Source organism: Alistipes sp. An66 (assembly GCF_002161445.1).
Lineage (GTDB): Bacteria > Bacteroidota > Bacteroidia > Bacteroidales > Rikenellaceae > Alistipes > Alistipes cottocaccae.
Genome location: NZ_NFHT01000011.1, coordinates 77,368 through 99,483 on the forward strand (window position 1 = coordinate 77,368; position 22,116 = coordinate 99,483).

The 22,116-nt window shown below is 50.3% G+C and carries 13 protein-coding genes and 1 pseudogene; 12 read left to right on the forward strand and 2 right to left on the reverse strand.

Annotated features, from left to right (window positions below; genetic code table 11):
* Positions 1–213: 213 nt before the first annotated feature.
* The gene (locus tag B5G16_RS08630) at positions 214–1,446 is read left to right on the forward strand and encodes a toxin-antitoxin system YwqK family antitoxin (protein ID WP_204228068.1); all 1,233 of its coding nucleotides are present in this window, start codon (positions 214–216) and stop codon (positions 1,444–1,446) included.
* A gap of 610 nt (positions 1,447–2,056) precedes the next feature.
* On the opposite strand, the gene B5G16_RS08635 is transcribed toward B5G16_RS08630, so the two are convergent.
* On the reverse strand, positions 2,057–3,691 hold the full coding sequence (locus B5G16_RS08635; protein WP_087263306.1) for a ribulokinase: 1,635 nt from the start codon (positions 3,689–3,691) through the stop codon (positions 2,057–2,059).
* Between the two features lie 12 nt (positions 3,692–3,703).
* A pseudogene (locus B5G16_RS08640) lies at positions 3,704–4,845 on the reverse strand (DUF6786 family protein).
* 111 nt (positions 4,846–4,956) lie between these two features.
* Between B5G16_RS08640 and B5G16_RS08645 the strand changes: the two are divergent.
* From B5G16_RS08645 to B5G16_RS08690, 11 genes are all read left to right on the forward strand, one after another.
* Positions 4,957–6,015 (forward strand): LacI family DNA-binding transcriptional regulator, encoded by a 1,059-nt coding sequence (locus B5G16_RS08645; RefSeq protein ID WP_087263308.1) that lies wholly within the window; start codon positions 4,957–4,959, stop codon positions 6,013–6,015.
* 253 nt (positions 6,016–6,268) lie between these two features.
* Entirely contained in the window at positions 6,269–7,114 is an 846-nt protein-coding gene (locus tag B5G16_RS08650) for an alpha/beta hydrolase (protein ID WP_239406051.1), read from the forward strand.
* A gap of 12 nt (positions 7,115–7,126) precedes the next feature.
* Positions 7,127–8,038: a dihydrodipicolinate synthase family protein gene (locus B5G16_RS08655; RefSeq protein ID WP_087263312.1), complete on the forward strand. Its 912-nt coding sequence runs from the start codon at positions 7,127–7,129 to the stop codon at positions 8,036–8,038.
* 87 nt (positions 8,039–8,125) lie between these two features.
* Complete coding sequence (locus B5G16_RS08660; RefSeq protein WP_087263314.1) at positions 8,126–9,610, forward strand: sodium:solute symporter; 1,485 nt, start codon at positions 8,126–8,128, stop codon at positions 9,608–9,610.
* 22 nt (positions 9,611–9,632) lie between these two features.
* Positions 9,633–11,408 carry an L-fucose isomerase gene (locus B5G16_RS08665; RefSeq protein WP_087263316.1) on the forward strand — a complete coding sequence of 592 codons (1,776 nt, stop codon included), beginning with the start codon at positions 9,633–9,635 and terminating at the stop codon, positions 11,406–11,408.
* A gap of 41 nt (positions 11,409–11,449) precedes the next feature.
* Complete coding sequence (locus tag B5G16_RS08670) at positions 11,450–14,623, forward strand: SusC/RagA family TonB-linked outer membrane protein (RefSeq protein WP_262481319.1); 3,174 nt, start codon at positions 11,450–11,452, stop codon at positions 14,621–14,623.
* Positions 14,624–14,635: 12 nt separating this feature from the next.
* Positions 14,636–16,120, forward strand: coding sequence for a SusD/RagB family nutrient-binding outer membrane lipoprotein (locus tag B5G16_RS08675; protein WP_087263320.1), 1,485 nt, complete (start codon positions 14,636–14,638; stop codon positions 16,118–16,120).
* Positions 16,121–16,132: 12 nt separating this feature from the next.
* The gene (locus B5G16_RS12580; RefSeq protein WP_143260855.1) at positions 16,133–17,443 is read left to right on the forward strand and encodes a DUF5689 domain-containing protein; all 1,311 of its coding nucleotides are present in this window, start codon (positions 16,133–16,135) and stop codon (positions 17,441–17,443) included.
* Between the two features lie 75 nt (positions 17,444–17,518).
* Positions 17,519–18,139 carry a hypothetical protein gene (locus B5G16_RS12585; protein ID WP_143260856.1) on the forward strand — a complete coding sequence of 207 codons (621 nt, stop codon included), beginning with the start codon at positions 17,519–17,521 and terminating at the stop codon, positions 18,137–18,139.
* A 51-nt stretch (positions 18,140–18,190) separates the two neighbouring features.
* A complete protein-coding gene (locus tag B5G16_RS08685; protein WP_087263324.1) occupies positions 18,191–20,212 on the forward strand; it encodes an SUMF1/EgtB/PvdO family nonheme iron enzyme in 2,022 nt (673 codons plus the stop codon).
* A complete protein-coding gene (locus B5G16_RS08690) occupies positions 20,212–21,777 on the forward strand; it encodes a calcineurin-like phosphoesterase C-terminal domain-containing protein (protein WP_087263326.1) in 1,566 nt (521 codons plus the stop codon). The genes B5G16_RS08685 and B5G16_RS08690 overlap by 1 nt, the downstream gene beginning before the upstream one ends.
* Positions 21,778–22,116: the final 339 nt, after the last annotated feature.

Here is a 22,116-nt window from a genome sequence, read left to right on the forward strand (position 1 = left end):
TTTTGATTCTTCAATTGTCCGGTCAGTATCCGTATATATTATACAAATTTACCAAAAATATCCATGAATCACCTATTTCTAGGAAAATAACTTCATCTCTCAGTTTTTCCAATTTAATTTCTTATTTTTACATGACAGAATAGACACCACAGACACGTCGGGAACCCAAATTCCACAAACAAAGAATCCCGACCGGCTCCAATTGCTAAAAACATGAAGCGAATTTTACTTGGTATACTAACCTTACTGACTATTGGAGGCGTTTCGGCACAAGAGCGTCAGGACCGGATCGACTCCATCTATTACAATCGATCGGGGAAAAGCGCAGCAAATCCCGTATTTGCCGAATATCTGCGCATCGCACTTTATCCGGCAGACTCGACAGCCCGCAAAGAGTACAAAGATTTCTATCTCACCGGAGAGCTGCGAAGCGAAGGATATTTCCTCCGTATCGATTCGCTGGACGACAGCCGAACCCTCTTCGACGGCGAAAACAATAGCTATTACAAGAGCGGGAAGACCTTCGAGAAAAAGCACTATGCAAACGGACAACTCAACGGCAGTTACCAGCAATACGACGAAAGCGGAGAACTGAAAATCGAAGCCTGCTACCTGGATGGGAAACTGTCTGGTCCATACAAAACCAGCAACGAAGACGGTTCATTCCGGATCGTGGAATACAGCGAAGGAAAGCCTCTCCACGATTATTATCTGTTGACAGACCCGCAAGGCAATACACTCAAATTCCGCATGGCTGACGATATGCCCGTTTGGGAGACACCAGCCATTGCGGAACGAGTCACGAATTTCCAGGATGGCACGCCTTGGGAAACCTATTTCAAAAACGGACTGATCGTCTCCCTAACGAGTTCCATCGTCCGGGATTACGGAAAATGGCATCGAATCGGCATACTGATCGTCAACAACTCAACCATTCCGATCGAATTTACGCCGGAAACCGACATCGTGGCTTATTCCGCAGAGGAGATCAACCAAACTACCGATCTGCAGATTTTATCCTATGACAACTACATGAAAAAGATTAAACGAAGCCAGGCTTGGGAAGCGGCCCTGATGGGATTCAGCGAGGGACTGGCCACGGCCGGAGCCGGTTATTCGACCTCCACGACCACGGGATACAGCAGCTATGGCGGCTACACTAGCTTTACCACCACAACGTACAATCCGACAGCAGCCTACATCGCCAATCAGGCCTCCCAACAACGAATTGCCAATTTTGCCCAAGCACAGGAGAACGAACGAAACATCAAGCAGATGGGCTACCTGAAACGATACACCATTTATCCGGGAGATTCCATCTGCGGATATATCTACGCCACATGGATAAAAGGAAACCGGGTGGTCTTTGTCATCAATATCGGCGGTGCCGAATACCTCTTTGAGTGGGGATTCGACCGCAAAAACTCCTACTTACTTAATCAATAAAGAAATAAGCACACCTCCGATACACGCCACCTCACTCACCATAGTTAAATTATAGGTTCAAATATACAAAAAACCGCCTGCTTCCGTAAAATTTTCCGCATTTGGAGAATTCCGGAATTTTTACTACTTTTGCATTGTCTGACAAGAAGATACAGGCGCGATGCAGCGCAGCGCAGAAAACTGATGGGCAAGGCGTCAACCCGGCCTTGAAGGTTCACCTAATATTCTGATATACAGACAGGTTCCTATTGTACCGGAATCCGATTATCAGCAATGAGTATAAAGCACTTACAGAGATGAATTATTCTATAGGTAACGATTTGGAGACGAGCGATATTCTCTGAATCGCTCAATTTTGCATAACTAGATTATAAAGAGCGCTTGATTGTGTTGCAAAGATAATATTAAGTTCCATTCAGTAAACCCTCATGGGCAAAGTGAAACGTTACAATACACTTCATGCATGTTTAAAAAGCAATTAATTTCCAATTCAATACCATACTTCATTCATTTTTACAATAAAATTAATTTTAAGAACATTATTACACGCTAAAAGACAAGGGATTGGTAAAAAATCACCAATCCCTTGTTTGAAATGCACCTCATCAATCTAACTATTCTTCTGGCTTTGCCCGAAGCTCTGGTAACGGGCGTAGAGTTTGTCGTAGATGGCCTGCCGCTGCGGGTCGGGGGTGTATTCGGCCGAAAATCCCGGCTTCATCACCTGCTGTGCCGTTGCGATGTCGGGATGGACGCCGCTGACGACCGAGGCGAACATGGCGGCTCCCAGGGCGCACGCCTGGTCGCTGTCCAGCACGCGGATCTTCATACCGGCAATGTCGGCCATGGTCTGCATGACGAAGGGCGATTTGCGGGCAATGCCGCCGATGGCGATCACCTCGTCGATGAGAACTCCCTCTTCGCGGAATCGCTCGTTGATGGCTCGCGATCCGAAGGCCGTCGCTTCGACCAGTGCCTTGAAGACGGCCGGCGCCGAGGTGCCCAGCGTCAGACCCTCGATAGCACCGCGCATGCGGGGATCGAGGTCCGGCGTTCGGCGTCCGTTGTACCAGTCGAGAGCCACGGGATCCTCCTCCGTGACGGGCAGTTTCTGCGCCTCCTCCGTCAGCCGGTTGAGGATCTCGCCTTCGAGGTCGCTCCGTTCGGGGCACAGCTGTTGCAGGGGCCACGCCAGCATGCGGCGGAACCAGGCGTATATGTCGCCGAAGGCCGATTGCCCGGCCTCGAGCCCGACCAGCCCGGGGAGGACCGAGCCGTCGACCTGTCCGCATATGCCGCGGACGGCCTTGTCGCCGATCTCGTCATAGGTGGCGACGGCAATATCGCAGGTCGAGGTGCCCATCACCTTTACCAGCGTTCCGGGGCGGATACCCGCTCCGACGGCCCCGAAATGGCAGTCGATGGCTCCGATGCCGATGGCAATGCCGGCCCGGAGTCCCAGGCGGCGGGCCCACTCCTCGGTGAGGTGTCCGACGCATTCGTCGGCCGTCGAGGTCTGCGTGTAGAGGTGCCCCCGGAACAGGTTGTACAGCGGGTCGACAGCCTCGAAAAACGAAGCCGAGGGTAGACCACCCCACGCCTCGTGCCACATGGCCTTGTGTCCGGCCACGCAACGGCTGCGGGGCATGGTCTCGGGACGGGTGTTGCCGGTGAGCAAACCGGCCATCCAGTCGCAATGCTCTACCCATGAATAGGCCTTTTCACGCAGTTCAGGGGCGTGGCGCAGGGCATGCAGCATCTTGGCCCATGCCCATTCGCAGGAGTACGAGCCACCGCTGTAACGGGTGTAGTCAATCTCCCAGCGTTTCGACAGGGCGTTGATCTCGTCCGCTTCGGCAAGGGCCGTGTGGTCTTTCCAGAGGATGAACATCGCATCGGGGTGCTCGGCAAACTCGGGTAACAGCGACAGCGGTGTGCCGGTCGCATCGGTCAGGACGGGGGTCGAGGCCGTCGTGTCGAAACTGATGCCGCAGATCCGTGCGGCAACCTCCGGGCCGCATGCCTGCAGGGCCTCGCGGATGCACTGCTCGAGCGATTCGAGGTAGTCGAGCGGGTGTTGGCGGTATTGGTTCCAGCGGGGATCGCAGTAGAGTCCCTGCTTCCAGCGCGGGTAGGCTACGACGGCGGTCGCTACGGTCGCTCCGTCCTTCGTGTCGACGACGAGACTCCGTACGGAATCGCTTCCGAAGTCGATGCCGATGGTGTAGGTAGTTTCGGGTTGCATGGTGTGTATGTTTTAGAGTTTGAATGCATTTTTCACGGCCGCGGCCCCTCCCGGGACAATCGCCTCGAGAACGGCATCCAGACCGGCGGGCTCTCCCGTCAGGTGGTAGACCTCCTGGATGTGAGTCTTCGATGCTCCGGGCTGCAGGAAGGCGGCCGACGACGAGGTCTCGAGTTCGTAGAAGGGACCCATGATCTCGCCGGTCTCCGTGGGACCGTCGTTGTAGGCGTTGATGACATCGCCGCCGAACGGGTCATCCTGATGGCCCCAGCGGCTGTCCACGTAGCGGTCGCCCTCGGTCGAGCGGGTGTGGCGGATGAGGGTGATGCTGCCGGCCTTGGGATCGTAGCTGCCGCAGCAGCCGGTGTCGCGGCCCGCCGGGATGCCGATTTTGGAGCGGAAGGCTCCGTCGATGCGATGCAGACCAGTCCCGGACTGACCCGGAGCCGGTTGGCCGGCATCGCCCCGAAATAGTCGCTGCGGACGATCTCGCCTGAGCCGGGGTTGGCGTAGGGGATGAAGACGGTTGTCGAGGTCGTGGGCGGGAACATGCCGAGCATCCAGATCGAAGGGGCCCCGCTTTGGGGAGTCCAGACCTGCTCTCCGAGGTTGGTGATGCGGTTCACGCTGCGGTAGATGACCGTGTCGAGTTTGCCTGCGGCCGGAATCTTGCGCAGAAATTCGGATTCGGTGGGGCGGAGCAGCTTGATGCTGCGGTCGATGCCGATCCGGAACCGGTGTCCGGATGCGTTTCCCAGTTCCACCTCCTGCATCAGCCGGACTTTGCGCTTCGAAGCCTCGACAACCTCGAACGGCAGAGTGTCGAGAGCCGCCGGGACGCGCCAGTTTTCATAGTTCTGCGCAGCTCCGGGTGCAAAATAAAAGGAATAGGGGCCGCCTTCCGGTCCGAGCCAGAAGCGCTCCTCGCCGCCTACGGGGTTGAAATGCGGGAGGGTGGATTTCGATGCGATCAACGGGCGGTTGATCCATCCGAAACCCGCTCCTCGTTCGCCGCGGGCCGTGGAGGTCATCACCCATCCCTGCCATTGGGGGACGATGCAGACTCGTGCCCCGGCGGGTGTTTCGTCGGAGAGTTCGAGGGTTTCGATCTGGCAGGATTTCAGAAAATCCAGCTCCTCTGCATAGTTTCTCATGTCGGATGGAATAAAAAAAGATGGAAAAAATTTGTTTGTTAAAACGTTTTAATTACCTTTGCAAAGGTAACGAAAATTTCTATCCCTCCAAATTATCCGACAGATAAAAAAATGGGAGAACGGACTCGTAAGATAACAATCAAGGATATTGCTGCGGAAGCCGGCGTTTCGATTGCGCTGGTCTCGTTTGTCATGAACGGCAAATCGGACGGAAAGGGCGGCTACCGGGTCAACAAGGAGACGGCCGAACGGATTCGATCCGTGGCGGAACATCTTAATTATCAACCGAATGATGCGGCCAGAATGCTGCGGAGCGGCAAGACCAACACGATCGGGGTCATCGTTTCGGACATCTCGAACAAGTTCTTTGCCGACATTGCGCGCTGCATCGAGGACCGGGCCTATAAACATAAGTATACGGTGTTGTTCGGCAGTACGGACGAAAATTCACAGAAACTCGAGAATCTGATCGAAGTCTTCCGCAACAAGGGGATCGACGGACTGATCGTGGTCCCCTGCGAAGGAGCAGACCCGATTCTCCGTAAACTTGCCGACGAGAATTTTCCGCTGGTCCTGCTGGACCGTGAAGTTCCCGGGGCCGATCTGAGCAGTGTGGTGCTCAATAACCGACGGGCTGGCGGTCAGGTGACGGAAGTGCTTGTGAAACAGGGGTGCAGGAAGATTGAGATGATCTCTTATTCGATGAATCTTTCGAATATCCGCGAACGTGAGGAGGGATATCGTGCCTGCATGACGGAGAACGGACTGGGCGAATATGTCCGGATTCACCACCTGCGCCACGACCGCATGGATCGCATTACCGAGATCCTGCGGGATGTACGCGAACGGCAGGTTGAGGCTTTTGTCTTCGCAACCAATACGTTGGCGCTGCAGGGCGTTACCGTCATTTTCCGGCAGGGGTGGCAGATCCCGCGTGACTTTTCGATGGTTTGCTTCGATACGAACGAGGCGTTCGACCTCTACAAGACAGCGGCGGCCTGCGTGAGCCAACCCATTGACCGCTTCGGAGCTGAAGCACTGGATCTGTTGCTGAAGAGTATCGAACATCGGGATCAACCGATGGTCTGCACGCGCGTCGTGCTGTCGCCTGAAATTATTGAATATACTGATAAAGAGTCGGTCGATGACTCAACAACTGTAAAGGGATAAGGCTATTGAGGTTTGTCTTCCGGAAAAGGTGTGATAGTAAGAAAACGACTAGTAATGGCACATTATAGATGAATTATTAAAACGTTTTTACTTATATTCCTTTTTTCTTTAATTAAGTTATCTCGTTAATATCAAAAGTTGATTGATTCTTAAGTTGAAAACAATTGGAGAGCGAAATACTTGATAGTCGGATGCTTATTTTGTCAGGATTTATATTATGAGACGCTATCTTCTAATCGGACTGACCTTATTTATGGCCAGTATCGCTGAGGCTCGGGAGCCGCTACGCATTCCGCTGTTCCCGGAGGGAACGCCCTCGAAGAACGGACTGGAGGGAACTCCCGAGTCGATCAATGACAAGGGCTATTATGTAGGGGTGAGCATCCCCGAGTTGGAGGTTTTTCTTCCCGACTCGGCCCGGGCGACGGGACAGATCATGCTGGTGGTCCCCGGGGGCAGTTACGAGAAGGTTTGCGTCACCTATGAAGGGTACCGGACGGCAGAATGGCTCAACGGGCAGGGAATCGTTGCCGCCGTGCTGAAATACAGGATGCCGAACGGCCATCCTGAAATTCCGCTTGAAGACGGCGTGCAGGCCATGCACGTAATCCGCAGCGAGGCCAGCTCGTGGGGTGTCGCTCCGCGGAGCGTCGGTGTGATAGGATTCTCGGCCGGGGGGCATTTCGTCTCGACGCTCCTGACGGAGTATCCCGATGCAGAGTCGCGGCCCGATTTCGGCGTGCTGGTCTATCCCGTGATCACGATGAGCTACTCCTCGGCGCGGACGCGCGAAAACCTGCTCGGTGCGCGCAGCGGGGAGGAGGCCCTTCGGAAACGCTACTCGACCTGCGAACAGGTGCATGAAGGGATGCCCGAGGTGCTGCTGGTGTTGTGCGACGACGACCGGGCGGTGGTTCCCGAAAACTCGATCCGCTTCTACCGGGCCCTCAAGAAGCAGGGCGTGCGGGCCGAGATGCACATCTTCCCGCAGGGCGGCCACGGCTTCTGGATGCGCGAGCGCTACCGCTATGGCGAGGAGACCTATCCGCTCATTCTGCGCTGGATCCGCGAACACGACAATACGAAACAATCCAAATAAAAACGAAAAACCATGACTTGCATCAAAGGAATCATCCCACCGATGATCACCCCGCTGAAAGGGGATGACGAACTGGATCTTGAAGGAACCTCGCGCCTGGTCGAGCACATGCTGGCCGGCAGCGTCCATGCGCTTTTTCTGCTCGGAACGACAGGTGAAGCCCAGAGCCTGACCTACCGGCTCCGCTATGAATTTGTGGAACGGGTCTGCCGGCAAGTGGCGGGGCGTGTACCCGTGCTGGTGGGCGTTACGGACACCTCTCTCGACGAGAGCGTCCGTCTGGCTGAACACGCTGCCAAATGCGGTGCCGTCGGCGTTGTGGCCGCCGCACCTTACTACTTTGCTCCCTCGCAGCAGGAGCTCATCGAGTATTATACGGCACTGGCCGATCGGCTTCCGCTGCCGCTCTACCTCTACAATATGCCTTCGCATGTCAAGGTCTTCCTCGAACCTGCAACCGTCAAGACGCTCGCCGACCACCCGAACATCGTCGGACTGAAGGACAGCTCCGCCAACATGACCTACTTCCAGACGTTGATCTATCACCTGGGCGACCGGGATGATTTTGCGCTGTATGTCGGTCCGGAGGAGCTGACGGGCGAATGCGTGCTGATGGGAGCCGACGGCGGCGTGAACGGCGGTGCGAACCTCTTCCCGGAGCTCTACGTGGCGATGTACGACGCGGCCTGCAAACACGACATTGCCCGCGTCCGCGAGCTGCAGCGCCGGATCATGCAGATCAGCACCTCGATCTACACCGTCGGGAAGTACGGCTCGAGCTACCTGAAAGGCGTGAAGTGCGCCCTGTCGCTGCTGGGTATCTGCGACGACTACCTCTCGTATCCCTACCGGAAGTTCCGCGCCGAGGAGCGTAACCGGATCCGCCAGGCCCTCGAGACGCTGGGTGTCAAGTGCGTCGGTTGATCCTGAGTCCCGAAATCCCGGGTAGGACGCTCTCCGGACCGCCACGCCCGGATTGAATACCGAATCGAAAATCTAACCTGAACAACCATGGATATAACCATCCTCGATTATATCGTCTTCTTTCTTTTTGTCGGCGGTGTCGCCCTTTTCGGTTGCTCGTTCTACTTCCGCAGCCGCAAGGGTGCCGCGGCCTTCACGGCAGCCGAAGGGTCGCTTCCCACGTGGGTCGTGGGCATGTCGATCTTCGCCACGTTTGTCAGCAGCATCAGCTTTCTGGGGTTGCCCGGCGATGCATACAAAGGCAACTGGAATCCCTTCGTCTTCAGCCTCTCGATTCCCATCGCCACATGGCTCGCGGCTAAGGTCTTCATCCCGCTCTACCGTAACGTCAACAGCGTCTCGGCGTATCATTATCTGGAACTCCGCTTCGGCTACTGGGCGCGGTGCTATGCAGCGATCTGCTACCTGCTGACGCAGTTGGCGCGCGTCGGCTCGATCCTGTTGCTGCTGGCCCTGCCGCTGCACACGATGTTCGGCTGGGACGTGGCGACGATTATCGTCTGCACAGGCATCGCCACGCTGGCCTATACGCTGCTGGGTGGAATCGCCGCCGTAGTTTGGACCGATGCCATTCAAGGCATCATCCTCATCGTCGGGGCTGTGGCCTGCGCACTGCTGTTGACCTTCGGCATGCCCGAGGGCCCGGGGCAGCTCTTCCGGATCGCCGCCGAACACGGCAAGTTCAGCCTCGGCAGCTTCGGCACAAGCCTTACGGAGCCGACCTTCTGGGTGGTGCTCATCTACGGTCTCTTCGTCAACATGCAGAACTACGGCATCGACCAGAACTACGTGCAGCGCTACATGACGACCCGTTCGACGGCCGAAGCCGTGAAGTCGACCCTCTTCGGCGGTCTGCTCTACATCCCCGTGTCGCTCGTCTTTGTCTACATCGGCACGGCACTCTTCTCCTACTACACGGCGCAGCCCGAGCTGCTGCCTGCCGGGACGCCGGCCGATCAGATCTTTCCGTGGTTCATCGTCCACGGGCTGCCGACCGGTCTGACGGGTCTGGTCATCGCCTCGCTCTTCTCGGCCGGCATGTCCACCGTGGCGACAAGCATCAACTCCTCGGCCACGATCGTGCTGACGGATTTCGCCAAGCGCCTCTCGAAGCGCGACCTCTCCGAAAAGGGCAGCATGCGGGTGCTCTATGCCACGTCGTTCGTGGTCGGAGCACTGGGTATCGTCATGGGGTTGATGATGATGAGCATCGACGGCGTGCTGGATGCCTGGTGGAAACTCTCGTCGATCTTCAGCGGCGGCATGCTGGGTCTCTTCCTGCTGGGTGTCGTCTGCCGCAATGTCCGTCGGGTACATGCCGTTGTGGCGGTGATTCTCGGGTTGCTGACCATTGCCTGGATGAGCCTCTCGCCGCTGATCAACGAGGGTTCGCCCTTCTACCGGTTCCACAGCCCGCTGCATACCTATCTGACGATCGTCTTCGGAACGACGGTCATCTTCCTGGTCGGCTTCCTGCTGACGGCGCTGACCCGTAAAAAAGCCAATTTGTAACGAAAAACCAACCAACAGAGCCATGAAAAACTATCGACCTAAAATTGGGATCCGTCCGATCATCGACGGCCGCCGCGGCGGGATCCGTGAATCACTGGAAGCAATGACCATGGGCATGGCCCGGCGTGTGGCCCGCCTGTATGCCGAGGAGTTGCGCTATTCGGACGGTACGCCCGTTGAGTGCGTGATTGCCGACACGACGATCGGCGGTGTGGCCGAAGCGGCCGCCTGCGCCGAAAAATTCCGGGTGGAGAATGTCGGAGCCGTACTTTCGGTGACTCCGTGCTGGTGCTACGGCGCCGAGACGATCGACATGGATCCGCTGACGCCGAAGGCCATCTGGGGCTTCAACGGTACGGAGCGCCCCGGAGCCGTCTATCTGGCCTCGGCGCTGGCCGGACACAATCAGAAGGGGCTGCCGGCCTTCGGTATCTACGGCCGCGACGTGCAGGACGTGACCGACGAGACGATTCCGGCCGACGTGCGCGAGAAACTGCTGCGTTTCGGACGTGCCGCGGTGGCCGTGATGCAGATGCGCGGCAAATCCTATCTTTCGATCGGTTCGGTGTCGATGGGCATTGCCGGTTCGATGCCCAATCCGGACTTCTTCCAGGAGTATCTCGGGATGCGCAACGAGGCGGTCGACTGCTCGGAGATCGAGCGGCGGATCGAACTGGGCATCTACGACCACGGGGAGTTTGAGCGGGCCATGGCCTGGGTGACGAAATACTGCAAGGTGAACGAAGGCCGGGACTGCAATCCCGAGCATCTGATCTATCCGCGCGAAAAGAAGGAGCAGATCTGGGAGTATGTGGTGAAGATGACGATGATCATCCGTGACCTGATGCACGGCAATCCGGTTCTGGCCTCCATGGGCTTCGAGGAGGAGGCCATGGGTCACAACGCCATTGCGGGTGGATTTCAGGGCCAGCGTCAGTGGACCGATTTCCGGCCCGACGGTGACTTCTCGGAGGCGATGCTCAACTCGTCGTTCGACTGGAACGGCATTCGGGAGGCGGTCACCTTTGCCACGGAGAACGATACGCTGAACGGCGTCTCGATGCTGCTCATGCACCTGCTGACCAACCGTGCGCAGATTTTTGCCGACGTACGCACCTACTGGTCGCCCGAGGCCGTGGAGCGAGTGACGGGGCTGCAGCTCGAAGGCAAGGCTGCAGGCGGCATCATCCACCTGATCAACTCGGGCTCGTGTACGCTCGACGCAACGGGCCGGCAGACCAATGCGGCCGGAGAACCGGTGATGAAGCCCTTCTGGGAGATCACGCAGGCTGATGTCGAGGCCAGTCTGGCCGCCACGACGTGGTATCCGGCCGGTCGCGAATACATGCGCGGCGGTGGTTTCTCGTCGCATTTCCTCACGCGCGGCGAGATGCCGATGACGATGTGCCGTCTGAATCTGGTCAAGGGGCTCGGACCCGTACTGCAGATCGCCGAAGGCTGGGCGGTGAACGTTGCTCCGAAGATCTTCGAGGTGATCAACAAGCGTACCGACCAGACATGGCCGACGACCTGGTTTGCCCCGCGTCTGACGGGCTACGGCGCTTTCCGCGACGTCTATTCGGTGATGAACGCCTGGGGCGCGAACCACGGAGCGATCAGCTACGGACATGTCGGTGCGGATCTGGTGACGCTGGCCTCGATGCTGCGCATTCCGGTAGCGATGCACAACCTCCCGGAAGAGTCGCTGTTCCGACCCTCGGCCTGGGGCGCCTTTGGCACCGATCCCGAAGGAAGCGATTTCCGCGCCTGCATGAATTACGGGCCAATTTATAAGTGAATATTTATTAACCCTTAAAAATTAATAAGATGGATGTTTGTATGCTAGCAAAACGAATTGGGAGGTGCCTATTGGTTTTGATATTCGTACTCATTTCGTTTCGTCTTGCTGCACAAGAACAATTTACTGTTTCGGGTGTCGTAACAGACGAAAAAGGAGCTCCCATGGTAGGCGTGACCGTATTGGTAAAGAATACCAATATTGGACGTATTACAGGTTTGAAAGGAGAGTACAAAATAACGGTTCCGAAACATGCCGTATTGGTTTTTTCGTATATGGGTTATTCAACCGAAGAGAAACTTGTCGGCACTCAAACCCGGATAGATGTAGTCCTCAAAGAAGAATCTCAAAAAATCAATGATGTCGTTGTTACAGCCCTCGGAATCAAAAGAGAGCAGAAGGCATTAGGTTATGCAACAACCCAAATCAATGGTGACAGGATTTCAGAGGCCTTGTCTAATAACTGGACCTCAGCTCTGTCTGGAAAGATTGCAGGTTTGAATCTGGTTCGCTCCGATGCAGGTCCTTCGGGATCTAACAAGATTATATTACGCGGAGAGAGTAATCTGACCGGTGATAACCAGGCTCTGATTGTCATTGACGGAGTTGTTATAAATAACAGCAGTGGCTTAGCTACGGGATCCGGAAATGATGCTTATTTGGGGGAAGATTCTCCGGTCGATTTCGGAAGCGCATTGAATGATATAAATCCGGAGGATATCGAAAGCATCAATGTCCTTAAAGGCGCTGGTGCCGCAGCGTTGTATGGTCAACGAGGCGCACATGGAGCCATTATTATCACGACGAAATCCGGTGAGAGTTCGACGCAAGGTGTCAAGGTTTCATTCTCGTCGACCGCCAATTTTGAAACTCCATATCATTGGCCCGATTATCAGTATGAATATGGGTCTGGCAAAGAGGGTGTGAATTATTTTTCTTGGGGCAATACGGAGGATGGTCCCAATACACGTTCGGCGAGCGTAGCCTGGGGACCTAAATTTGATGGACAAATGTTCTATCAGTATGATCCCGTTACGCATGGTCAGAGCAAAGAACGAACTCTGTGGCAACCATATCCGAATAATCACAAGGATTTCTTCAGAACTGGACAGACATATACGAATAGCATATCTTTGAGCGGCGGATCTTCCAATACAAACTTCCGATTGGGATATACCAATGTATACAACGAATGGATCGTGCCGAATACGGGTTATACGCGCAATACGGTTTCCGTCTCGGTAAATCACAAGCTGTCGGAAAAAATCCGATTGTCCACCAAAGTGAATTATACCAATAAAAACAGCGATAATCTTCCGGCTACCGGTTATAACAACCAGACGGTCATGTATTGGAACATCATGCAGGTCCCTAATGGAAATCTGGATTGGCTGAAAGATTACTGGATGCCTGGCAAAGAAGGTGTGGAACAAAGCTATCCGTTCAGTTCTTCGCCCGACAACCCTTACTTGATTGTCAATGAAATGCTCAACAAACTCGATCGGCATACGGTGACTGGAAATGTCCAGATGAATTATAACATCATCAAGGGTTTAAGTCTGATGTTGCGGGGGTCGATGGATATGTCGTACGAAGACAGATCGGAACAACGCCCTATGGATACGAATAAATTCAAATACGGCATGTATCGTACGACAAAAATATTTGCACAGGAACTCACCGGTGATTTCCTGCTCAAGTATGAGAAAAAAATATCGGCATTTGATTTGTCTGCATCACTGGGTGGAAGTACGTTACATAACCGTTACAGACGAGAAAACAATAGGGCTGATGCGCTGATGTATCCTCAAGTATTCAGCCTTTCCAACAGTAAGTTCCAGGTATTGACGCTTCCTTATCAGAGTGACTATGTTATCAATAGTATTTACGGAATGCTGACGTTTTCGTACAACAATTATCTGTTTCTGGATCTTACAGCCCGAAATGACTGGAGTAGTGTGTTGGCAACTCCGCAATCGACTGACAACTCTTCGTTCTTTTATCCTTCTGTCAACTTGAGTGCTGTTTTGTCCGATATGTTCCGGATGCCGCGATGGATCACTTTTGCAAAATTACGGGCATCTTTCTCGGAAGTTGGCAGCAGCGGAACGAAAGTTTATCAAAATACCTATGTGTATTCCATTGCCGACGGTTATGCCGGAGGATTGATGAACCCCAAAACGCTGCCTAATCCAGATTTGAAACCTCAGCGAACTCGAACTTGGGAAATCGGTGCAGACGTGCGGTTCCTGAACAACAGGCTCGGTTTTGATATTGCCTTGTATCAAGGAACAACCAAGGATCAGATCTTGACTGCTACATTGGATCGGTCGTCAGGTTATGATAACAAGGTGGTAAACGGAGGAGTGGTCCGTAACAGAGGCCTTGAAATCGAAGCCAACGCCACTCCCATTCGTAACCGAAACGGCTGGACCTGGAGTTTGTTCGGCACATTCTCAATGAATGAAAACAAGGTTCTTGAACTGACGGATGATTTGTTTGCCTTGCGCCTGCAGAATACTTTGTCGGGTCGTGGAGCTATGGAGGCTCGTGTCGGACAAAGCATGAGTGCTATTTACGGAACTGGATACATGCGTGCTCCGGATGGCCAGATCGTATACGGAGAAGATGGATATCCCCTTTTGAATACAGACCTGATCTATTTGGGTGACAGTACGCCAAAAGGTAAATTCTCGATGGGTACGGAACTCAAATACAAAGGATTTAACTTCAGTATTCTTTTTGACGGACAGTTCGGAGGTAAAGGCTATTCGCAAACTACAGCAATCCTTATGGAGCAGGGAAAACTCAAAAGGACACTGCCCGGACGATATAATGGCATCATTGGAGACGGTGTAATTCAGAATCCGGACGGATCGTATCGTAAAAACGATGTTGTTGCAACGGAAATATGGACTTATTATACTCGTCATTATGGCCGTGAAAATATCGAAGGAAACATTTATAGCACGGACTTTTTGAAACTTCGGGAGATTACACTGGGTTATACTTTCCCTACAAAAATTTCAAAAAAATTGGGCCTGCAGAAATTGAGTATAGGTATTTATGGGCGTGATTTGTTTATGATCACAAACTGGCCTGCATTTGATCCCGAATTCGGAACCTTGAATAATGGTTCGATTGACAAGGGGTTTGAAATAGCTCAATTCCCGGCAACCCGTAATTTCGGAGTAAAACTGAATATTGAATTTTAAACAACGTGTTTTATGAATCGATATTGTAAACCGGCCATTGTAATATTATTTGCGCTCATTACGCTTATTGCAGGCTCTTGCACCAGGAATTTCGAGGAACTCAGTCGGAATCCTAATGCGAGTGAAACGGCGCTGCCTCAAGCTTTGCTTGCGCCGGCATTGTCCAGCGTTGTGAAATCGAATATGAGCAGATGCCGCCGTATTAATAATGAACTGATGCAGGTGACTGTAAATTATGGCGATACGGAAGGTAAAATTTTTCGTTATGATATTCGGAAGTCTGAAGCTGATTATCTTTGGAACGAGTGGTATGTGGAAATAACCAACTTCAAGGATATGTACGCATTCGCTCAAACGCTTTACAGCGTAGCCAATGAGAAGGTCTATAATACTTATATGGGTATATCGTTGATCTGCGAAAGTTGGGTCTTCTCCATGTTAACGGATACCTACGGTGACATCCCTTATACCGAAGCCTGTCAGGGACGGGACGGGATTCTGACACCTGCGTTTGATCGGCAGGAGTTTGTTTATACGGAAATTTTCAAGAAACTGGAACAGGCGAATACCTTGTTGAGCGACGGTGTCGATTTACCCGAGGATCAGGTAGTATGTGATCCTGTGTTTGGCGGAAATGCTTTGAAATGGCGCAAATTTGCCAATTCATTGTACATAAGGTTACTGATGCGTGTTTCGGCTAAAAATGAATCGTTTGTAGCTTCGAAACTTGCAGAAATGATCGATACCAGTCCCGACAATTATCCGATTATGGCAAGTAATGACGATTCTGCCGTTTTACGCTGGACAGGTGAAACTCCTTATATCTCGCCATTTTATTCCATGCGGGATGAAGATTGGCGAGTTTATCCCGTATGTGAATTTTTTGCAGATAATTTGAACTTGTGGAATGATCCGCGCAGGTCGAAATGGATGGTGGATTATGAAGGGGCATATGCGGGGATTCCGAGCGGTTATCCAGTCGGAGAGTCCGTTGTAAGAAAATCTACTTTTTTGGTGGCTCTCAAAACAGATCCTCGATTGGGAAATATGATGAATTATGCGGAATTGGAATTTTTACTTGCGGAAGCCATTGTAAAAAACTATATTTCGGGTGATGCCGCAACGCATTATGAAAATGGGGTCGAGGCTGCATTTGATTTTTGGGATTTAACGGTGTCGGCCAGTTATTTGGATAATCCAGCCATTAAGTGGGATGACGCTGAAGGCTTGGATGATAAAATGGCAAAGATCCACTTGCAAAAATATTATGCGCTGTTTTATACCGATTTGCAGCAATGGTTTGAATGTCGAAGAACTGGGTACCCCATATTGCCTAAAGGAGAGGGTTTGCTCAACAATAAGGAGCTGCCGTCGCGCTTGAATTATCCGGTTTACTTGCAAACTACTAACCGGGATAATTATTATGCTGCAGTTGCCGTGCAAGGCAGTGATGAAATCAGTACCAAAGTATGGTGGCAAAGAGGTGTCAATGAATAAGTAATTATGGTTATGAAAAGAATAGTATGTTTCGTTTCTTTTATTGCATGTCTTTGGGGAAGTGCATGTAAAGAGAATCCGGATTGGGCTGCAGGAACTTTGAATCCGACGGTCTCAATCATGGATGTCCGAGCATTATACAAAGGGAGTGATCTGGTTTTGACGCAAGACAAGTTATCTGGTGGAGTACAGATTGCTGGAGTTGTGAATGCAGATTATCAGAACGGCAATATGCCTGATGGAATCATTACGATCCAGAGCACGTTACGTACAAAGACTCGTGGAATAGCATTGCGTGTCGGAGATGATGTAGCCTCAACTCTTAAATTGGGCGATTCCGTTCTATTCCAAATCAAGGACAAACGCCTCGTAAGGGGGAATGGATGTTTGATGATTGATGGGGTAGGCGAGTCCGACGTAAAGGTGTTAAGTTCGGATCATCGACTTACACCTCAGACGATAACGGCGTCTGCATTGCTGACTCTTCCGGATGAATATGAATCCGTATTGGTCAAAATTGCCAATTGCTCACCGGCAGATCCTTCGTCTCCGGATCTTTCATATGAAGGCGGTTTGTTTGTCGAAGATGAAACAGGCTCTTTAACTATCTATGCTCAACCAGACTCTCCTGTGTCGGAGCTGTCGGTTCCGGAGAAGCCTGCAACTTATATTGGAATTGCATTTGCCGACTATGAACAGAGTGGAACAGCGGTCATATCGCTTTGGCCTCGGTTCGCTTCGGATATCATTGAAAAATATATTTTACTCGCTTGGAATTTAACAGGTTATAACATTTCAGCAGGACTTACACGAGATGCCACGGTTGTTGATCCAAACCTGGAGATCTCTACGTTGAGTAGAGGTCCTGGCCTTGAGGCACAGCAAGCATCCAATGCTTTTTCCGCCGTATGGCCTATCGATATCGATCGAGTAGCGGCTATGGAGCATGGTTCATACTATGAATTTTCGATTGTTCCCAAAAATAATGCGAAAGTTTCTTTATTATCTTTGGACGTTGCTTTACGTGTACAAACAGAAGCTCCCAAAAATTATATGTGGATGTATAGTGATGACCAAGGTGAACATTTTGTTCCGATGAGCGGAGAACTCAAGTTCGAAGGAAAGACTTCGGACAATAACGGGATACAACAACCGACACTGTCGTTGGAAGAAGTGGAAGGTATTCAAAGTTTCTCATCTCCCATAATTATTCGGGTATATGCCTGGGGAGCCACGAATGCGACTTCGGCATTTCGTATCGGGCAAAGTCGTCCGGAACGACCTTATGCCTTGACCATTGAAGGAATGACCCGTTGCGAATAGAAAAATTACCCCTCAGCAAGAGGATTAGTGAGTCTTTCACTATCCTCTTGCAGGGGCTTTATAAATCATTGAATCATGAAATGGATTATAGTGGCAATATTTGCCTCGGTCCTTTATCCTGGAATCGCTTGTGCCCAATTGGTTGCTTGGCAATTCGGACCGGATACAAGAGGAGATGAGGAAATCGCAATGTCAACATTTGAGGATCCTTATATGTTTGGATCTGAATTGACGAGAGGTGTCGGTGTTCAGCGTCAGAAAGCAACCTATTCATTTGCCGGAATTTGGCCGGAGTGTAAATCTTTTGTGGAAGCCGTTCGTAAGAAAACGTTTTATCAGTTTTCTTTGAAAACCCGTAAAAATTATCGAATGAGTCTTGATCGTATTGAGCTCATTTTGAGAATACAGCCTAATGGCCCACAGGAGTATGTTTTTGCTTATAGTGTGGATGGAGACAATTATGTGAACGTTGGACATCCTGTTCGTGTTTCACCGACATCCAACGATGGAGAAATACAAGAACCCATAGACCTTTCTACGATTTCAGATTTACAAAACATCCCATCCAAGACGCGCATATACTTTCGCTTGTACGCCTGGGACAGTAAGGATGGTTGGGAGAATACGGCATTCCGTATTGGAAAAAGTACCTCCAATCGTCCGGCTTTGGCCGTGTATGGTTCTGTCGAAAACTGAATTTGCACATTGCTGGAATTGGCTCCGATTGATGGATAAATAATTAATTGTATGGCAAGATTTGTTTTTATCGGTATCCTGTTGTTTCAACCATTGTCTCTTTGGGCACAATATTCGGTCAATTCATTGGGAATTAAAATGGCTCATATTGATTCTGGCGAATTTATCATGGGGTCCAGAGGTTATGGCGCTGTTGAAGATCGTGATGAAGCCCCCGCGCATCTTGTGCGTATTGAATCGCCCTTCCTAATGTCAGCTACGGAGATTACGAATTTGCAATATGAACAATATGATCCGACTCATCGTGCTCTGAGAGGTAAAAACGGATTTTCTACGGAGGATGACGACGCAGTGGTATTTGTTAGTTATGACGATGCTGTCGGTTTTTGCAAATGGCTCTCTGCAAAAGAGAAAAAAAATTACAGGCTACCGACAGAAGCTGAATGGGAGTATGCTTGCCGGGCTGGGACAACAACGCCCTTTAATACCGGAACCAACGGCTTGCCTGCGAAACAGCATAAAGCACAAGCTTATAACCAGACTCCCAAACCTGTTTCCTTGCGGACGGCCATGTATCCGGCTAATGACTGGGGACTGTATGACATGCACGGAAATGTCGAAGAGTGGTGTCTCGATTGGTATGGACCTTATAGCTCAGATTTTCAAATCAATCCCGCCGGGCCTTCGGATGGCTTATTTCGAGTCACCCGTGGAGGAAGCCATAATACACCTGTAAAATATTTGCGATCGGCTAATCGCTCAGCGATGATTCCTGAGGATAGAAATTATGCTGTCGGTTTCAGAATCGTTGAGACGGATATGCCTCTGACCTATGGTTCTGCTGTCAAATCCGATGTCGCCCCAATCTCTCGGCACTCTTTTAAATGGCATCAACCCCGGAAGGAACCGTTCTTTCTGGAACCGATCCCTTATATTTATGATCCCGACAATTGGAGTTCCGTCCCTTTTTTCGGGCATAATCATTGCCCTGCTATCACATGGTGCTCGAATGGTGATTTATTGGCTGTTTGGTTTTCAACACAGGAGGAATCTGGACGGGAAATGGTGATTCTTTACAGTCGACTTCGAGTTGGACATGAAAGTTGGGATAAGCCTAGAGAGTTCTTATGTGTTGCGGATCGGAATTTGACAGGATCATCGCTTTTGCGAGACGAAAACGGAGTCCTTTATCATTTAAATGGAATTGAAGCTCTCGGGGGGTGGCGGAATTTAGCCATTATACTTCGAGAAAGCCATGATAATGGAGCGACATGGAGTCGGCCGCGTATGATTGTTCCTGAACATACGCTGAGAAACCAGGTCATTGCGGGAGGATTTATTACCCGTAACGGCTGTTTTGTACAACCCTGCGATGCCGTTCCGGGACATTTTGGCGGTTCGGCCATACACGTTAGCAAAGATCATGGAAAGACTTGGCAAACCCCTTATACGGATCCGGTTATTCCGTTATATGAAGCTGGAAATGAGGGCGGCCTGATTGCCGGGATTCATGCCGGAGTCGTAGAACTCAATAATGGAGATCTGATGGCTTTAGGTAGGAATAACAACATAGAGGGTGATGTCGATCATCCGGGATTGCGTATGCCATGCAGTCGATCTTCGGACATGGGAAGAACCTGGACCTATTCGGCTACGGAATTTCTTCCTATTTATTCAGGGCAACGGTTAGTTCTGCGAAGATTGAATGAAGGCCCGTTATTACTAATTTCATTTACTCATCATCCAAGCGACAAAGAGCGTCAAGGGATGGAATTTGAGAGTGCTTCCGGTCAAAAATATGTTGGATATGGGATGTTTGCGGCTCTTTCATTTGATGAGGGTAAAACATGGCCTGTGAAGCGCTTGCTTACGGATGGAATACCGAGATTATTGGACGGACGAGGCTGGACCGGGTATTTTCGGATGACAGAAACAAATTCCGAGCCTTTAGGATATTTGGCTGCAACTCAAACTCCGGATAATACGATCCATTTGGTCAGCAGTGGAATACATTATCGTTTCAATATGGCTTGGATCATGGAAAAACCAGAAATCAACACACAAGAACAATAATGAAAAAAGGAGCACTGTTTTTTTTATTTGTTGGGGCATATATTGTTAACGCCTGTGCCACAGATGTATTAGGAAAAAAGGACAACACCGAACAGATTGTACCGATATCCGGTAGGGTAACTTGTTTAGGGAAGCCTGTAGAAGGTGCAATTATATCCGATGGTGTCGATCTTGTCAAAACGGATACGGAAGGAATATATTTTATTAATGCGCATAAACATATGGAATATGTGTTTATCAGCATACCGTCGGGTTATAGTGTAGCGAAAGACGGAATTCTTCCAGCCCATTGCTTGCCAATAAAAGGAACAAAGATGGATCATGCGGATTTTGAATTATTGCCCATGCCGAATGAATCGTATAAACTATTCGTTATGGCCGATATTCATTTAGTAGGGGATGCTGTATTTAAAGATTTGAAGCAATTCAGAACGATATTTTTGCCGGATATTTCTCAAACATTGAATGAAACTTCCGGAGAAAAATTCTCGATCTCTTTGGGTGATATGACCACTGATAATCGGTGGTATAAGAATAATTTCATGTTGCCTAATTATTTAAATGAATTCAAAAAGTATCCAACGATGATTTATCATGTGATGGGCAACCATGATAATGATCCTGCTGTTATGGGGTTGACGGATGAGGATGTCGATTGGAAAGCGTCCCGGGCTTATCGCAAATATATCGGTCCTACTTATTATTCGTTGAATATTGGAGATGTACATTATATAATGTTGGATAACATCATTGGGCTTGGCAATCGAAAATACAAATATTATATTGATAGTGTCCAACTTGAATGGTTGAAAAAGGATTTGTCATTTGTTGATAAAGAGACCCCGTTGATTGTCTCCATGCATGTTCCTGCTTATCGTTATTCTGGTTTGTCGAATGGCATTCCTATTATAGAGAAAAGAAGTTCGGAATATCAGGATGTATCGGTATTGATTGACTTGTTGAAACCGTATTCAGAAGTTCATATTTTGTCGGGACATGACCATCGTAATCGCAATATATGTATTGCTGATAATATTACGGAGCATACGTTGGCTTCGGCTTCGGCTATTTCTTGGCAGTTGAATGATATTCGTCCGATCACTACAGATGGAACATTGAGTGGATATCAGATATTTGAGATTTCCGGTAAAAAAATTCAGTGGTTTTATAAGGCAGTGGGATTATCGATTGAAAAAAGTCAATTCCGTGCGTATGACATGAATGCTGTTCCTAAGGAGTATTGTGAAGAAACAGATGCAAATGAAATAATTGTAAATGTATTCAATTGGGATCCTTTGTGGCGCGTTGCGGTTTATGAAGATGGTCAAGAGCTTGCCGTAGAGCAGTTTTGGGGAAAAGATCCGCTTTATATGTATTTGCGCGACCAAACTCAGCAATTTAATCATAGGCCGAATGATTGGCGAGCTGTAAGTAATATTCATATGTTCCGAGCGAAGGCCAAACGGAGCGATTCGCAGATTATCGTTCGGGTGACGGATCGATTTGGTATTGTCTATGAAGAAAAGATGGAGAGGCCCAAATATTTTTTTGAAAATATGAATTAATGTTTGATTTTTTTGTGGAATGTTTCCAAAAGTGTATATTTGGAAGGAAAAAGCCGGTTGTGTTTCAAAAAGTGTGTCTGGGAAGGAGCCTTCAGATTCTTCAGATATGCAAATATAGCGATTCTTGGTTTCAGATCCACACGCCGCGGCGTGTGGATCTTATTTTTGTGTTATAGTCTTCACTCGGGGAATAATTCCCGATCCAGGTCGATCCGCGGCACCGGTAGTGTTTCAAAAAGTGTGTCTGGGGAGGTGCCTTCAGATTCTTCAGATATGCAAATATAGCGATTCTTGGTTTCAGAACAACACGCCGCGGCGTGTTGTTCTTCTTTTTGTGTT

Bases quoted from the DNA above. Each gene is read 5' to 3' on its own strand.
- B5G16_RS08630 (WP_204228068.1), top strand. From the start codon at position 214: ATGAAGCGAATTTTACTTGGTATACTAACCTTACTGACTATTGGAGGC.
- B5G16_RS08635 (WP_087263306.1), bottom strand. From the start codon at position 3,691: ATGCAACCCGAAACTACCTACACCATCGGCATCGACTTCGGAAGCGAT.
- B5G16_RS08650 (WP_239406051.1), top strand. From the start codon at position 6,269: ATGGCCAGTATCGCTGAGGCTCGGGAGCCGCTACGCATTCCGCTGTTC.
- B5G16_RS08655 (WP_087263312.1), top strand. From the start codon at position 7,127: ATGACTTGCATCAAAGGAATCATCCCACCGATGATCACCCCGCTGAAA.
- B5G16_RS12585 (WP_143260856.1), top strand. From the start codon at position 17,519: ATGAAATGGATTATAGTGGCAATATTTGCCTCGGTCCTTTATCCTGGA.
- B5G16_RS12580 (WP_143260855.1), top strand. From the start codon at position 16,133: ATGAAAAGAATAGTATGTTTCGTTTCTTTTATTGCATGTCTTTGGGGA.
- B5G16_RS08675 (WP_087263320.1), top strand. From the start codon at position 14,636: ATGAATCGATATTGTAAACCGGCCATTGTAATATTATTTGCGCTCATT.
- B5G16_RS08690 (WP_087263326.1), top strand. From the start codon at position 20,212: ATGAAAAAAGGAGCACTGTTTTTTTTATTTGTTGGGGCATATATTGTT.
- B5G16_RS08670 (WP_262481319.1), top strand. From the start codon at position 11,450: ATGCTAGCAAAACGAATTGGGAGGTGCCTATTGGTTTTGATATTCGTA.
- B5G16_RS08645 (WP_087263308.1), top strand. From the start codon at position 4,957: ATGGGAGAACGGACTCGTAAGATAACAATCAAGGATATTGCTGCGGAA.
- B5G16_RS08685 (WP_087263324.1), top strand. From the start codon at position 18,191: ATGGCAAGATTTGTTTTTATCGGTATCCTGTTGTTTCAACCATTGTCT.
- B5G16_RS08665 (WP_087263316.1), top strand. From the start codon at position 9,633: ATGAAAAACTATCGACCTAAAATTGGGATCCGTCCGATCATCGACGGC.
- B5G16_RS08660 (WP_087263314.1), top strand. From the start codon at position 8,126: ATGGATATAACCATCCTCGATTATATCGTCTTCTTTCTTTTTGTCGGC.